Annotated in this window: 11 protein-coding genes; 1 reads left to right on the top strand and 10 read right to left on the bottom strand. The window is 72.1% G+C overall.

The annotated features are described in order from the left end of the window. Positions 1 to 220: 220 nt before the first annotated feature. The 5 genes from ACT1U9_RS20485 to ACT1U9_RS20465 all read right to left on the bottom strand — a co-directional run bounded on the left by ACT1U9_RS20485 (position 221) and on the right by ACT1U9_RS20465 (position 7,387). Complete coding sequence (locus ACT1U9_RS20485; RefSeq protein ID WP_444534141.1) at positions 221 to 1,108, bottom strand: ABC transporter permease; 888 nt, start codon at positions 1,106 to 1,108, stop codon at positions 221 to 223. Beyond that, positions 1,105 to 3,741 carry an alpha/beta fold hydrolase gene (locus ACT1U9_RS20480; protein WP_444534140.1) on the bottom strand — a complete coding sequence of 879 codons (2,637 nt, stop codon included), beginning with the start codon at positions 3,739 to 3,741 and terminating at the stop codon, positions 1,105 to 1,107. The genes ACT1U9_RS20485 and ACT1U9_RS20480 overlap by 4 nt, the downstream gene beginning before the upstream one ends. 123 nt (positions 3,742 to 3,864) lie before the next feature. Continuing rightward, on the bottom strand, positions 3,865 to 4,656 hold the full coding sequence (locus ACT1U9_RS20475) for a maleylpyruvate isomerase family mycothiol-dependent enzyme (protein WP_444534139.1): 792 nt from the start codon (positions 4,654 to 4,656) through the stop codon (positions 3,865 to 3,867). Between the two features lie 89 nt (positions 4,657 to 4,745). Beyond that, entirely contained in the window at positions 4,746 to 6,143 is a 1,398-nt protein-coding gene (locus ACT1U9_RS20470) for an APC family permease (RefSeq protein WP_444534138.1), read from the bottom strand. Positions 6,144 to 6,499: 356 nt separating this feature from the next. Beyond that, positions 6,500 to 7,387 (bottom strand): LysR family transcriptional regulator, encoded by an 888-nt coding sequence (locus ACT1U9_RS20465; protein ID WP_444534137.1) that lies wholly within the window; start codon positions 7,385 to 7,387, stop codon positions 6,500 to 6,502. A gap of 76 nt (positions 7,388 to 7,463) precedes the next feature. Between ACT1U9_RS20465 and ACT1U9_RS20460 the strand changes: the two genes are divergently transcribed. Beyond that, entirely contained in the window at positions 7,464 to 8,213 is a 750-nt protein-coding gene (locus ACT1U9_RS20460) for a CTP synthase C-terminal region-related (seleno)protein (protein ID WP_444534136.1), read from the top strand. Positions 8,214 to 8,264: 51 nt separating this feature from the next. Here ACT1U9_RS20460 and mmsA read toward each other — a convergent pair whose 3' ends face one another. From mmsA to iolC, 5 genes are read right to left on the bottom strand one after another with little or no spacing between them, the layout of a single operon-like run. Next, positions 8,265 to 9,767, bottom strand: coding sequence for a CoA-acylating methylmalonate-semialdehyde dehydrogenase (mmsA, locus tag ACT1U9_RS20455; protein ID WP_444534135.1), 1,503 nt, complete (start codon positions 9,765 to 9,767; stop codon positions 8,265 to 8,267). A 14-nt stretch (positions 9,768 to 9,781) separates the two neighbouring features. Then, positions 9,782 to 11,662 carry a 3D-(3,5/4)-trihydroxycyclohexane-1,2-dione acylhydrolase (decyclizing) gene (iolD, locus tag ACT1U9_RS20450; protein WP_444534134.1) on the bottom strand — a complete coding sequence of 627 codons (1,881 nt, stop codon included), beginning with the start codon at positions 11,660 to 11,662 and terminating at the stop codon, positions 9,782 to 9,784. Continuing rightward, entirely contained in the window at positions 11,659 to 12,468 is an 810-nt protein-coding gene (gene iolB / locus ACT1U9_RS20445) for a 5-deoxy-glucuronate isomerase (protein ID WP_444534133.1), read from the bottom strand. Before iolB ends, iolD begins: the two co-directional genes overlap by 4 nt. A gap of 16 nt (positions 12,469 to 12,484) precedes the next feature. Further along, complete coding sequence (locus tag ACT1U9_RS20440) at positions 12,485 to 13,372, bottom strand: Cgl0159 family (beta/alpha)8-fold protein (protein WP_444539200.1); 888 nt, start codon at positions 13,370 to 13,372, stop codon at positions 12,485 to 12,487. Between the two features lie 2 nt (positions 13,373 to 13,374). Next, positions 13,375 to 14,340 carry a 5-dehydro-2-deoxygluconokinase gene (gene iolC / locus ACT1U9_RS20435; RefSeq protein WP_444534132.1) on the bottom strand — a complete coding sequence of 322 codons (966 nt, stop codon included), beginning with the start codon at positions 14,338 to 14,340 and terminating at the stop codon, positions 13,375 to 13,377. Positions 14,341 to 14,457 lie beyond the last annotated feature (117 nt).

Genomic DNA, 14,457 nt, shown 5'->3' with positions numbered 1-14,457 from the left:
GATCCGCCGAACACCTAGAGAATCCCCCACGCATTATCGGGGGAGAGTCTTCCTCTGGCCCCCCGGCGCACGGGTTCTCACACCACCCCCGCACACGCTTTCCAAAGTCGAACAAGATCGGACTCTATCATCGAGCCTTGACGAGTCGACTTCCGGCCAAACGTGATAAGGGGTCGTCATGTGTCGTTCGCCCTATGCCATTTGGCAGAGGGCGAACTCGCTACGACACGATGTCCTTCTTCTCGAAGCCCCGGAACGCCAGGGCCATGAGCACCAGCGCGTACCCCACCGAGACCCCCGCGCCCTGGGCCATGCCGCTCCACTCCAGATGCGGCTGGAGCGCGTCCGCCCAGGCGAACTGCCAGTGCGCGGGCAGGGCCTTGCGCCAGCTGCCGAGCGCGGTGATCGCGTCCAGGACGTTGCCCACGATGGTGAGTCCGACCGCGCCGCCCACCGCGCCCAGCGGCGCATCCGTCTTGGTCGACAGCCAGAACGCGAGACCGGCGGTGACCAGTTGCGAGACGAAGACGAACGCCACCGCGATGGCCAGGCGCGGTATCGCCTGCCCGGCGCCGAGGGAGCCGCCGGTGGGGATCTCCAGCGGGCCCCAGCCGTACGCCGCCGTGCCGACCGCGAGCGCGACCAGCGGCAGCAGCACGATCGCCGCCGCGCTCAGGCCGAGCGCCACCGCCAGCTTGCTCCACAGCAGCCGGGCCCGCGGCACGGGCGCGGCCAGCAGATAGCGCAGCGAGGACCAGCTGGCCTCCGAGGCGACCGTGTCGCCGCAGAACAGGGCGACGGGCACCACGAGCAGGAAGCCCGCCGAGACGAACAGGGCGGTCGCCGCGAAGTTCGCGCCGGACGCGGTGGCCGTGTCGATCAGGGTGATCCGGCCGTCGCGGCCGGACGGTGTGCCGCCGATCGCGAAGGCGGTGACCAGGATGAAGGGCAGGGCGGCGAGGATGCCGCCCATCACCATGGTCCGGCGGCGCCTCAACTGGCGCGCCGCCTCCACCCGCAGCGGCAGGGTGCGGCCGGGCCGGTAGCCGGGCGCCGTCGCCCGCAGGTCCGCCCCGGACGGTGTCCCCGTGTGCGTCGGCGTCGTCATCCCGATCCTCCGATCAGGGTCAGGAACGCGTCCTCCAGGCGGCGGTGCGGGCCCACGCCCGTCAACGGCACGTCCAGACGGATCAGTTCGGTGATCAGTGCGGTCGGGGTGGCGCCGTCCAGCCGGACCAGCATGCCCTCGTCGGTACGCGTCGCCGCGCCGATGCCGGGCAGCGCGGCCACCTTGTCGGCGAGCACCTCCGCGACCGGGCCGTCCACCGTCACCAGGAGCGTGTCGCTCTCGCCGGTGATCTCGGCGACCGGGCCCGCCTGGACGAGGCGGCCCCGGTCCATGACCACCAGATGCGTGCAGGACTGCTCCACCTCCGACAGGAGGTGGCTGGAGACGATGACCGTGCGGCCGCCCTGCGCGTAACGGATCATCACGTCCCGCATCTCGCGGATCTGCGGCGGGTCCAGACCGTTGGTCGGCTCGTCGAGTATCAGCAGGTCCGGCAGGCCGAGCATCGCCTGCGCGATGGCCAGGCGCTGGCGCATGCCCTGCGAGTACGTGCGCACCGCCCGCTGGAGCGCGTCGCCCAGGCCCGCGATCTCCAGGGCCTCGTCCATGTGGGAGTCCTCGGCGGGACGGCCGGTGGCCTGCCAGTACAGCTCCAGGTTGGCGCGGCCCGACAGATGCGGCAGGAAGCCCGCGCCCTCCACGAACGCCCCGACCCGGGACAGGACCGGCGCGCCCGGGCGGATCGCGTGGCCGAACACCCGGATCTCGCCGCCGTCGGGCCGGATGAGGCCCATCAGCATCCGCAGGGTGGTGGTCTTGCCCGCGCCATTGGGCCCGAGCAGGCCCAGGACCTGGCCCTTCTCGACACGGAAGGAAAGGTCGCGGACCGCGTAACGGTCGCTGGACTTGCTGTACCTCTTGGTCAAGTCGGTGATCTGGAGCGGCACTTCGGCCAGCTCCGGGTCGGGGGCCGGGGCCGTTTTGCGGCGGGTGGCCAGCAGGCCGACCGCGATCACCGCGCCCCCGAGCGGCAGGCCCCAGGACCACCACGGCACCCCGGCCGGGTCGGTCTTCACGCCGGGCGCGGTCGGCACGGTCAGCGTGCCGTCGGCGAGCGAGACGGTGTACGTACCCGGCTCCGTAGGCGAGGCGTAGCCGAGGTCGGTCGCGGCGACCACCAGGCGCAGCCGGTGGCCCGCCTCCACGTTGTGGTCGACGGCGGGCAGGGTCAGCTCGACCGTCTTTCCGTCCTTGGCGCCGTCCACCCGGACGGGTGCGACCAGTTGGGACGGCAGCACCTGCTGCTTGCCGTTCGGGCCCACGTCGTACACCTTGCCGAAGAGCACCGCGTCGTCGCCGCTGGACTTGACCTTCAGCTTGACCGTGGGCGAGCCGGTGATGCGGATGCCGGGCTTCAGCTTCGGCGAGTCGAAGGCCGCGTACTGGCCGGGGAAGTCGATGTTCAGGCCGCCGACGCCCAGCGAGGACAGGCCCGCGAGGCCGCCGCCGACGCCGGGCACGGCGGAGATCGCGGGCGGGGCCGCGCCCGCCGGGTTCTCGACGGTCTGCTCGCGGCCGCTGAGCGCCACCGCGCGCGTGCCGTTCGCAAGGCCCGGGTAGCTGCCGCTGGTCGCGCCGCGCAGCTGGGCCGCGCCGTCGGTGGAGCTGATGCCGCCGGTCCTGGTGACCCGGAAGGCGGGGCCGGTGTCGGCGCCCTTGTCGCCCTTGAGATAGCGGTCGAACCAGGAGGCGATACGGGCGTCGACGCGGCCCGACTCACGGTCGCCGCCGTCGTGGCCGCCCGCGATCCAGTCGACCGCGACCGGCGCCCCGTTGGCGCGGATCTTCTTGGCCGCCGCGTCCGCCTGGCCGAGCGGGAAGAGCGAGTCGGTCTGGCCCTGCACGAGCAGCGTCGGCACCTTGATGCGGTCGCCGACGGCGGACGGCGAACGGGCCGCGAGCAGATCGCGCGCCTGCGTGTCCGGCTTCCCGCTGACCGCGACCCTCTCGTACATCTCGCAGAGCTGCTTCTCGAAGGTCTTGCAGCCGCCGCCGGTGGAGAAGAAGATCCCGGCCCACAGCTTCTTGAAGACGCCGTCCGGGAACAGCGCGTCCGCCAGGTTCCAGTAGGTGATCTGGGGGGCGATGGCGTCGACGCGCTTGTCGTAGCCCGCCGCGAGCAGGGAGATCGCGCCGCCGTAGGAGGCGCCCGTGACGCCCACGCGCGGGTCGCCCGGCGCGTCCAGCTGCACCTCGGGCCGCTCGGCGAGCCAGTCGATCAGCCGCGAGACGTCCTTGACCTCGAACGCCGGGTCGTTGAGGCCGATCTCGCCCGTGGAGTCGCCGAAGCCCCGGGCCGACCAGGTCAGCACGGCGAAGCCCTCGCGCGCGAGCTTCTGCGCCTGCGGGCGCACGTCGTCCTTGTTGCCGCCGAAGCCGTGTCCCAGCAGCACGGCGGGGCGCTTCCTGTCCGCGCCGCCCGCCGTGAAGAAGGACGTGTCGATCTTCGCGCCGGGCATCTGGAGGACCCGGTCCTCCCGGTGCACCGCCGGCGAGCCGCCGGCGCCGGTGGCCGTCCAGATACCGGCCCCGGCCAGCACGGCCAGAGCGGCGGCCGCGGCGGCCGCCGCCCGTCCACGAGGTCGGCGAAGACGAGGTCTGCGCAATTCCATGCCTCCACCGTAAGTGCCGCCTCCGACAACCGAGCCTGCCGCCAGGTGGAGGTGGCGGCGGTACTCACGGCGTACGGCCGCCGCCTCCCGTACCGCAGCGGGAGTACGGCGCTGCCGGACCGCTCAGCCGAACGACGCCCGCTGGAGCCAGAAGTCGAGCAGTCCGGCGTCGCCGAGCACCTCGACCTTGGGGCTGTCGGCGGGCAGCCGCCGGTAGAAGACGTTCATGACGTCGGTCAGCGGGCCGCGCAGCGCGACCGTCGCCTTCTCGTGGCCCCGGCGCCAGCTCACCCCCTCCTCGCCGAGTTCGATCAGCCACTCCGCGTCCGGCACGTCGGTGGCGTGCAGATGGATGCTGCGGCCGGGGCCGCGCAGCTCGGCGGCCTGCGGGGCGAGCTTGGCGGCCTGGATGAAGGTGATGATCTCCAGCCACTCGTCGATGGTGTCGACGGCCACCTCGGGCGCGAGCCGGTACTCGGCGCCGACGGTGAACGCGGCGTCCGCGCGGTGGACCACCGTCTCATGGGTCATCCGACGCGCCCAGAACCCGGTCGTCGCCTCCCCCGCCCACGTCCAGGCCGCCTGGTCGGGACCGGCCGCGCGCAGCGCGTCGGCGCAGAGCTCGGCGCCCTGCGCCAACCAGGCGTCCATGGCGGCCGGTTCTTCGCTGTCGGGGCCCTTGGAGTCGAGCGAGAGCTGATCGGGGGCGCTGGTGGTCTTCGACCGTACGATCTCGGCGACCCAGCGGTGCGCCCCGCTCACATGGACGGCGAGCTCGCGCAACGTCCAGTCGGGGCAGGTCGGTACGGTGACGGAGAGGTCCGCACCCGTCAGGTGGGACCTCAACTCGTCTGTCTGGCGGAGGATTTCGGAACAGTAGAACTCGTGGCCCAGAGGAGAATCCGCGGCAGTCATACCCCAAACCCTAGGCGCGATCCGCCCGTTACGTCCCCTGATTGAGCGGCCGGAACCGGACAGAGTGCCCGGTCCCGGCCGCCCTTGTCTCAGACCTGCTCGTCCTCCGGAATGCTCACCAGCCAGCGCGTCTCGCGGCGCGGCCGCAGATAGAACGCCCAGTAGAGGGTGGCGACGGCGGTGATGCCGCCGGTCCACAGCAGATACGTCGTCTCCTGCTGGGTCAGGATGTACGCGAGGACCGCGATCAGCACCACCGGGACCGCGGGCCACAGCGGCATCCGCCAGGCCGGGACCTCGCGGTGCGCGCCCCGGCGGCTGAGCAGCGCCGCGACCGCGACCAGCAGGTACATCCCGGTGACCGAGACGCCCGTGACGCCGTACAGGGTGTCGAGGTTGACGAAGCACAGGGCCGCGCCCGGGACGCCGACCAGGAGGGTGGCGACCCACGGGGAGCCGAACCGGCCCAGGCGCGACAGCGCGCGGTTGACCGGCTCGGGCCAGGCCTTGTCGCGGGCCGAGGCGAACAGGACGCGGGAGTTCTGGATGACCATCACGATGCCCGCGTTGACGATGGCGAGGGCGACGCAGAGGCTGACGAAGGTGCCGACGGCCGAGTTGGACCAGGCGGTGACCATGCCGCTGATGTCGCCGGAGGCGAGCACCGAGAGGTCGGAGGCGCCCAGGGTGATGGCGATGACGGGGACGAGGATGACGGCGGTGGAGATGGCGAGGGTGGCGAGCACGGTCCGCGCGACGTTGCGGCGCGGGTGCTCCAGCTCCTCGGAGAGGTAGACGGCCGTCGAGAAGCCCTGGGTGACGAAGAGGGCGATGGCCAGGCCGGAGATGACCATCATCGCGGTGACCGTGGAGTGCGTACCGCCGTCACCGGCGACCGTGCCGTGCACGAGCGAGGAGGCGCCCCGGTGGCTGTGCGAGAAGCCGAGTACGGCGACCACGGCCGCGGCGACGACTTCGAGCACCAGGAAGACGCCGGTGATCCAGGCGTTGGCCCGCAGGTCGAGCAGTCCGGCGAGGGTGGCGAGCAGCATCACGCCGCCGCCCGCGACCGGCGCCGGGATGTGCACGAGCGGGGCCAGGTAGTCGGCCGTGCCCATCGCGATGACCGGAGGGACGATCATCACCACGAGCAGCGAGAGGACGAACACCAGCCAGCCCGCGAGGCGCCCGGCGAGCGTGGAGACCATCGCGTACTCGCCGCCCGCGCTGGGGATGAGCGTGCCCAGCTCCGAGTAGCAGAACGCGACGCCGATACAGAGCAGCGAGCCGATGGCGATGGTGAGCGCGGTGTAGGTGCCGAGGCTGGAGAAGAGGTCCGGCACGACCACGAAGAGCGTGGACGCGGGCGTCACGCAGGACAGCGTGAGCAGGGTGCCGCCCACGACGCCGATGGAACGCTTGAGCTTCCTGGGGGCTTCGCCCGTCGCCGGGGAGAGGACGTGGGGCGGGCTGAGCGTTTCGGTCATCGATGCGCATCCGATCGGCAAGGTGCGGGGTGTGAGCGGGGAGCGCTATCGACCTCCGGGTGGTGCTCCGGGGCCCGTCCGGCCCCGGGGTTGAGTGGTGTGTCGCTCCCGGGGCGCCATTTCAATCTCCACGCGATCCGCAGGTCAATAGCTGTTCACCTACGGAATTCGTCGCTCCAAAGCCCTTCTGACACTGATACGGCATTAAGAGTGCAATAAAAACGCCCTGTCGGGCGGTACGGGAACCGCAGCCCGCGCGCGGAAATTTTTCGCCCGGTTCCGCATATCGAAACGGCCGCGACGACCGAGACGGCGCTTGCGGTTACCCGGGGTCACCGATCACTGGTCGCCGGCCGTCACGCGCCCCCGCCCAGCGCCGCCACCAGCGCCCGCACCGGCGCCGACGGCGTGCGCGGGTGCAGTACCTCCGTACGGTGCACCAGGCGCGGCGCCGAGACGCGGACCGCGGCCGTGCCCGCGAGACCCGCGGCCGCCTCAAGCCCCGTCGCGGCGAGGCCGTGTCCGGCCGCGACCAGTTCGGCCAGTCCCCTCAAGTCCCCTCCCCCGTACGTCAGTCGGGGCCGGAAGCCGTCGGCGTGCGCGGCGGCGCGCAGCTGGGCCAGGGCAACGGCCGTGTCCGGCGCGTCGATCCAGTGCGCGTCGGCCAGGTCCGCGAGCCGCAGCGAGGTACGGCGCGCCAGCGGGTGCCCGGCCGGGAACAGCACCGCGAGCGGGGTCTCGGCGACGGCCACGGTGACCATCGGGCCCGCGTCCGGCAGGGGCAGCGGGTCGTTGGGGGCCGCGGCCCCGTCCACCAGGCCGAGGTCCGCCTCCCCGGTCACCACCGCCCGTACGGCCGCGTCCCGCCCGAGCACCCGCACCTCGGCCGCGAGCCCCGGGGCATCCCGCCGCGCCCCGGCCAGGGCGGCGGCCAGCGCGGGCGTGAGGGCGGCCGGGGTGCAGACGAGCGCCAGACGCGCGCCCCGCACCCCGCTCAGCCGGGCGATGTCCGCGCGGGCCGCGTCGAGCCGCAGCAGCAGCGGCCGGGCGTGCTCCATCAGCCGCTCGCCCGCCTCGGTCGGCCCGACCGGCCTGCGCTCCACGAGCCGGGCACCGAGGTCGGCCTCCAGGGCGGCGATGTGCTGCGAGACGGCCGACTGCGTATAGCCGAGGGCCTGGGCGGCGCCGGAGAAGGAGCGGTGCTCGACGACGGCGACGAAGGTGCGCAGGAGGTGGGGATCCATGGGCATCAGTATCACTAATGCTGGATGCATTGATCATCGTTGGACGTGATGTGAGCACGCCGCCCACGATGGACGCATGACGAACCACACCGCACGGATCGCCCTGGTCGGCGACCGCTCCCCCAACGTCCGCTCCCACACCCGCGTCCCCCTCCTGCTCGACGCCCTGCGCGAGCGCGACGGGCTCGACCTCGACGCGTACTGGATCCCGACGGAGGAGGCCGAGGGCGGCGTCGAGGGGTTCGACGCGATCTGGCTGCTGCCCGGCAGCCCGTACCGCAGCGAGACGGGTGTGGTCGCCGCCGTGCGCACCGCCCGCGAGCAGGGCATCCCGTTCCTCGGCACCTGCGGCGGCTTCCAGCACGCGCTGCTCGAATTCGCCCGTGACGTGTGCGGCCTCGACGACATCGCGCACGCCGAGAACGACCCCGGTGCCGACCTCGGGGACGCGCTGATCGTGCCGCTGGCCTGCTCGCTGGTCGGCCACGAGGGTACGGTCGAGCTCGCCCCGGGCTCGCTGGCCGAGCAGCTCCTGGGCGCCGAGCGGACGGTGGAGCGCTACCACTGCCAGTTCGGCCCCAACCCGCGTCACCTGGACACCCTGCGTGCCCACGGGCTGCGCTTCACCGGCACCGACGCCGAGGGCGACGTCCGGATCGCCGAGCTCCCCGGCCACCCGTTCTTCCTGGCCACGCTCTTCCAGCCCGAGCTGTCCGGCGACGGCACGCGCCCGCACCCGGTCATCCGGGGCCTGGCGGCGGCCGCCGTGGCAACGGCAGCGGCCCGCACGGCGGGGGAAACCGTACGGGCCGCATCGAAGGGCTGAGCCGAGGTGTCGGCTTGGCCGTGGTCAGTGGTTGCGGGGAAGAACCCCAGGTCAGTGGTTGCGGGGGAAGCCCAGGTCGACGCCGGCGGGGGCGTCGGCCGGGTCCGGCCAGCGGGTGGTGACGACCTTGCCGCGGGTGTAGAAGTGCGTGCCGTCGTTGCCGTAGATGTGGTGGTCGCCGAAGAGCGAGTCCTTCCAGCCACCGAAGGAGTGGTAGCCCACCGGCACCGGGATCGGCACGTTGACGCCGACCATGCCGGCCTCGACCTCCAGCTGGAAGCGGCGGGCGGCGCCGCCGTCCCGGGTGAAGATCGCGGTGCCGTTGCCGAACGGCGAGGCGTTGATGAGGGCGAGCCCCTCGTCGTACGACTCGACGCGCAGCACGCACAGCACCGGGCCGAAGATCTCGTCCTTGTACGCGTCCGCCGTCACCGGCACCCGGTCCAGCAGCGAGAGGCCGATCCAGTGGCCGTTCTCGAAGCCGTCGACCGTGTGGCCGGTGCCGTCGAGGACGACCTCGCTGCCCTGGGCGGCCGCACCGGCCACGTACGAGGCGACCTTGTCGCGGTGCGCGGCGGTGATCAGCGGGCCCATCTCGGACGTGGGGTCGTTGCCCGGACCGATCTTGATCTTCTCGGCGCGCTCGCGGATCTTCTCCACCAGCTCGTCGCCGATCGAACCGACCGCCACCACGGCCGAGATCGCCATGCAGCGCTCGCCCGCCGAGCCGTACGCGGCGGAGACGGCGGCGTCGGCGGCCGCGTCCAGGTCCGCGTCCGGCAGGACCAGCATGTGGTTCTTGGCGCCGCCGAGCGCCTGGACGCGTTTGCCGTTCGCGGAGGCGGTGGTGTGGATGTAGCGGGCGATCGGGGTGGAGCCGACGAAGGAGACGGCGGCCACGTCCGGGTGGGCGAGCAGCGCGTCGACCGCGACCTTGTCGCCGTGGACGACGTTGAAGACGCCGTCGGGCAGCCCGGCCTCGCCCAGCAGCTCCGCGATCTTCATCGAGGCCGACGGGTCCTTCTCCGACGGCTTCAGTACGAAGGTGTTGCCGCAGGCGATGGCGATCGGGAACATCCACATCGGCACCATGGCCGGGAAGTTGAACGGCGTGATGCCCGCGACGACGCCGAGCGGCTGGCGGATCGAGGAGACGTCCACGCGCTGCGACACCTGCGTGGAGAGCTCGCCCTTGAGCTGGGTGGTGATCCCGCAGGCCAGGTCCACGATCTCCAGGCCGCGCGCGACCTCGCCGAGCGCGTCCGAGTGCACCTTGCCGTGCTCGGCGGTGATCAGCTCGGCGATGGCGTCCCGGTTGGCGTCGAGCAGCGCGCGGAACTTGAAAAGGACGGTCGTACGCTGGGCGAGCGAGGACTGGCCCCAGGTCGCGTACGCCTCCCGGGCTGCCGCGACCGCCGCGTCCACCTCGTCGACGCTCGCGAAGGCGACCCGCGTCGTGACGGCACCGGTCGCGGGATCCGTCACCGGACCGTATGTACCGGACGCACCCTCGACGGTCTTGCCACCGATCCAGTGGTTGACGGTCTTCGTCATGACAGGAAACTCCCTCAGAGATGGCGGCGTCGGGCTGCGACTTGCCGGTCGTACTCCTCACGTGCCTCGACCGCCGACCGACGGGTCGCGGTCTCGGCCACAGGAACATCCCACCACGCCTGCGCCGGGGGCGGGCCCGACACAGTGTCTGCCGTTTTGGTCTCCACGTAGACACATGTGGGGCGGTCCGCCGCACGCGCGGTCGCGAGGGCTTCGCGCAGGTCACGGATGGTCTTGGGGCGCAGCACGGCCATCCCGAGCGAGGCCGCGTTCGCCGCCAGGTCCACCGGCAGCGGCTCCCCCGTGTACGTACCGTCCGGCGCCCGGAAGCGGTACGCCGTGCCGTACCGCTCGCCGCCCACCGCCTGCGAGAGCCCACCGATCGAGGCATACCCGTGGTTCTGCAGGATCACCACCTTGAGCGGGATGTTCTCCTGCACGGCCGTCACGATTTCCGTGGGATTCATCAGATACGTACCGTCGCCGACCAGCGCCCACACCGGCCGTCCGGGCGCGGCCATCGCCACCCCGATCGCCGCCGGGATCTCGTATCCCATGCAGGAGTAGCCGTATTCGACGTGGTACTGGTCGCGCGAGCGGGTCCGCCACAGCTTGTGCAGATCGCCGGGGAGCGAGCCTGCCGCGTTGATCAGAATGTCGTCGTGGGTGACCAACGTGTCGAGTACGCCGAGGACTTGGGCCTGGGTGGGCTGGTCGTCCTCGCTCTCGGGGGTGTACGCGAGAGTCACCCGCCCTTCCCACGCGGCCTTCAGCTCCGCGTACTCGCTCTCGTACGACGGCTCGACGCGGTACTCGCCCAGCGCCTTCGTCAGCGCCTGGAGTCCCACACGCGCGTCCGCGAGGACTTGCAGGCCGCCCATCTTGTGGGCGTCGGCGCCGTTGACGTTGATGTTCGCGAACCGGACGTCGGGGTTCTGGAAGAGCGTCGAGGACGCGGTGGTGAAGTCGGTCCAGCGGGTGCCGACGCCGAGCACGACATCGGCGGTGCGGGCGAGTTCGTCGGCGGTGGCCGTGCCGGTGTGGCCGATGCCGCCCACGTCGCAGGGGTGGTCGTACGGGAGCGAGCCCTTGCCCGCCTGGGTGGAGGCGACGGGGATGCCGGTCCGGTCGGCGAAGATCCGCAAGACCTCCTCGGCGCCGCCGTGGTGGACGCCGCCGCCTGCCACGATCAGCGGCCGTCGCGCGCCGCGCAGCAACTCGACGGCCTCATCCAGCTCGTACGAGTCCGGCTCCTGAGCCCGCACCTGCCACACCCGCCGCCGGAAGAACTCCTCCGGCCAGTCGTACGCCTCCGCCTGCACGTCCTGCGGCAGCGCCAGCGTCACCGCCCCGGTCCTGGCCGGGTCCGCGAGCACGCTCATCGCGGCGAGCGCGGCCGGGATCAGGGCCTCGGGCCGGGTGATCCGGTCGAAGTAGCGCGAGACCGGCCGCAGGCAGTCGTTGACCGACACATCGCCCGCGTACGGGACTTCGAGCTGCTGGAGGACCGGGTCGGCGGGGCGGGAGGCGAAGACGTCGCCGGGCAGCAGCAGGACCGGGAGGTGGTTGACGGTGGCCAGCGCCGCGCCGGTGACCAGGTTGGTGGCGCCCGGGCCGATCGACGTCGTCACCGCGTGCGCCGAGAGCCGCTGGGACTGGCGGGCGTAGCCGACGGCCGCGTGCACCATGGCCTGTTCGTTGCGGCCCTGGTGGTACGGCATGTCGCTGCCGGGTTCCAGGAGCGCCTGGCCGATCCCGGCGACGTTGCCGTGGCCGAAGATGCCCCAGGTCGCGGTGATCAGGCGCTGCTCGATGCCGGACCGGGCGGTGTACTGCCGCGAGAGGAAGGCGAGCAGCGCCTGCGCGGTGGTGAGCCGCCTGGTCTTCGCGCTCATCGGTAACCCTCCACGTGGTCGGGGTGGAAGCTGATGCGCCACGCGCGCTCCTCGCCGGGGCCCGCCATGACGTTCAGGTAGTACATGGGATGCCCGGGCGCGGCGATCGACGGGCCGTGCCAGCCGTCGGGGACGAGCACGGCGTCGCCCGTACGCACTTCGGCGAGCACGTCCGCGCCGCCGGGACGCGACGGCGAGACCCGCTGGTAGCCGAAGCCCTTGGGGTCCTCGAACGCGAAGTAGTAGATCTCCTCAAGTACCGACTCCTGCCCCGGGATGTGCTCGTCGTGCTTGTGGGGCGGGTACGAGGACCAGTTGCCGCCGGGGGTGATCACCTCCACGGCGATAAGGCGGTCGCACTCGAAGGCGTCGGCGGCGGCGAAGTTGCGGACCTCGCGGGCGCTGACGCCCGCACCCCGCCGTTCGACGGGTACCTCCGGCGCGGGGCCGCGACGAGCGGGGAGTCGGCGCTCGCATCTCGCTCCTGCCAGGGCGAAGCGGCCTCCCGCGCCGGAGGCGATCTGCGCGTGGGCGTCCCGCGGGAGATAGGCGAAGTCGCTGACCCCGCCGAACACGTCCTCCCTGCCCAGCAGTTCCAGGATTCGATCTTCTACCTGTACCGTACATCCACCACTGAGCGGCAGCACGATCCACTCGCTGTCGCCGGTGGTGAACTCATGCGTGCCGCCGGGCGCCAGCTCCAGCACACGCAGCGCGCTGTGCCCCCAGCCCGCTCGCTCGGGTCCGATGTCGAGGGCGTAGGCCCCGTGGGCGGTGGAGCCCGCCCGTACGAACAACTCGTCCATGCGTCCTCCCTACCCCCTACAGCAGCCCGACCGCGGTATCGACCGCGCCCGCCACGTCCCCGTCGGCCGGATAGAGCAGGGTGCGCCCGGCCACCAGACCCTGCACGGTGGGCAGTTGCAGCGCCGAGCGCCACTTCTCGTACGCCGCCTCCTGCTCGGCCGCCGTCCCGCCGACGTCGCCGCCGAGCAGCACGGCGGGCAGCGTCGTCGTCGCCATCACCCGGGCCATGTCGTCCGGATCCTCCGTGACGGGGACCTTCAGCCAGGTGTACGCCGAGGTCCCGGCGAGGCCGGAGGCGATGGCGAGCGAGCGCGTGACGGCCTCGGCGCTCAGATCGTTGTGCACCCGTCCGTCGCGCCGGTGACAGATGAACGGCTCCACGAAGACCGGCAGCCGACGCTCCGCCATCTCGTCGACGGCGCGGGCGGCCGAGTGCAGCGTGTTGAGCGAGCCGGGGTCGTCGTAGTCGACGCGCAGCAGCAGCTTGCCCGCGTCGAAGCCCAGTCGGGCGAGGTCCTGGGCGCGGTGGCCGGTGAACCGGTCGTCGAGTTCGAAGGCGGCCCCGGCGAGCCCGCCCCGGTTCATCGACCCGATGACGACCTTGTCGTCGAGCGCGCCGAGCAGCAGCAGGTCCTCCAGGATGTCGGCGCTGGCCAGCACCCCGTCGACGCCGGGCCGCGACAGCGCGAGGCAGAGCCGTTCGAGCAGGACGCGGCGGTCCGCCATGGCGAAGGCGTCCTCGCCGACGCCGAGCGCGCCCCGGGCGGGGTGGTCGGCGGCGATGATCAGCAGCCGTCCGCCGCCCCGGACGAGCGGCCGCCGTACGCGCCGCTCGGCCGCTTCGGCGATGGCCTGCGGGTGCCGGGTGCGGACCCGGGCGAGTTCGCCGGGGCTGACGCGGATGCTCACGCCGCTCCCCCCGCCAGTACGCGCTCGACCTCGTCCGGGAACGGCATCGCGGAGGAGCAGGCGAGGCGGGAGGCGACGATCGCGCCGGCGGCGTTGGCGTACCGCGCGACCCGTTCGATCTCCCACCCGGCGAGCAGTCCATGGCAGAGCGCACCGCCGAACGCGTCCCCGGCGCCAAGGCCGTTGACCACCTCCACCTCGACGGGCGGCACCTCGACGGCCCGCCCGTCCGAGCCCATCGCGAGGACCCCCTTGGGCCCCTGCTTGACGACCGCGAGCTCGACCCCGGCAGCGAGCAGTGCCCGCGCGGCGGCGTACGGTTCGCGCTCACCGGTGGCCACTTCGCACTCGTCGAGGTTGCCGACGGCGACGGTGGCGTGCCGCAGGGCGTCGCGGTACCAACGACTGACGTCGTCTTCTTTCCAGAACATCGGCCGCCAGTCGAGGTCGAAGACCGTGATGCCCGCGCGGGCCCGGGCCGCGAGCGCCGCCAGGGTGGTGGACCGGCTGGGCTCGACACTCAGGCCCGTCCCGGTCACCCAGAAGATCCGCGCCGCGCGGATCGCTTCGAGGTCCAACTCCGCCTCGTACAGCTCCAGATCGGGCGCTTTGGGCTCGCGGTAGAAGTAGAGCGGGAAGTCGTCCGGCGGGAAGATCTCACAGAAGGTGATGGGCGTGGGCAGGCCCGCGACCGGGGTGACCCAGCGGGCGTCGACCCCGAACTCGCCCAGTTCTTCCCGCAGATACTCGCCGAAGGGGTCCTCGCCGGTGCGGGTGATGACCGCCGTGCGCCGGCCGAGCCGGGCCGCCGCGACCGCCACATTGGTGGGCGAGCCGCCGACGAACTTGCCGAAGGACGTGACCCGCGGGAGCGGCACACCGGTCTGGAGCGGATAGAGGTCCACCCCGATCCGGCCCATGGTGATCACGTCGTACGGAACCTCGTACGGAACCGCCTCCATGCACGCCCCCTTCATCGGTAGCGGTGACCCCGGCCGGTCCCAGGTCTAGTCGCCCCGGCCCGACCCTGTCAATCTTTTGTCCTGACATTCGGACGTAGTCTTGACACCGTTCCGGCG

The organism is Streptomyces sp. BR1 (assembly GCF_052373795.1).
In the GTDB taxonomy this organism is placed as follows: Bacteria; Actinomycetota; Actinomycetes; order Streptomycetales; family Streptomycetaceae; genus Streptomyces.
The sequence above is the reverse complement of the archived record's forward strand: the minus strand, read 5'-3'. Positions and strand labels throughout refer to the sequence as shown.

Coding starts and splice junctions, on each gene's coding strand:
- ACT1U9_RS20485 (WP_444534141.1), bottom strand. CDS start 1,108: ATGACGACGCCGACGCACACGGGGACACCGTCCGGGGCGGACCTGCGG.
- ACT1U9_RS20480 (WP_444534140.1), bottom strand. CDS start 3,741: ATGGAATTGCGCAGACCTCGTCTTCGCCGACCTCGTGGACGGGCGGCG.
- ACT1U9_RS20475 (WP_444534139.1), bottom strand. CDS start 4,656: ATGACTGCCGCGGATTCTCCTCTGGGCCACGAGTTCTACTGTTCCGAA.
- ACT1U9_RS20470 (WP_444534138.1), bottom strand. CDS start 6,143: ATGACCGAAACGCTCAGCCCGCCCCACGTCCTCTCCCCGGCGACGGGC.
- ACT1U9_RS20465 (WP_444534137.1), bottom strand. CDS start 7,387: ATGGATCCCCACCTCCTGCGCACCTTCGTCGCCGTCGTCGAGCACCGC.
- ACT1U9_RS20460 (WP_444534136.1), top strand. CDS start 7,464: ATGACGAACCACACCGCACGGATCGCCCTGGTCGGCGACCGCTCCCCC.
- mmsA (WP_444534135.1), bottom strand. CDS start 9,767: ATGACGAAGACCGTCAACCACTGGATCGGTGGCAAGACCGTCGAGGGT.
- iolD (WP_444534134.1), bottom strand. CDS start 11,662: ATGAGCGCGAAGACCAGGCGGCTCACCACCGCGCAGGCGCTGCTCGCC.
- iolB (WP_444534133.1), bottom strand. CDS start 12,468: ATGGACGAGTTGTTCGTACGGGCGGGCTCCACCGCCCACGGGGCCTAC.
- iolC (WP_444534132.1), bottom strand. CDS start 14,340: ATGGAGGCGGTTCCGTACGAGGTTCCGTACGACGTGATCACCATGGGC.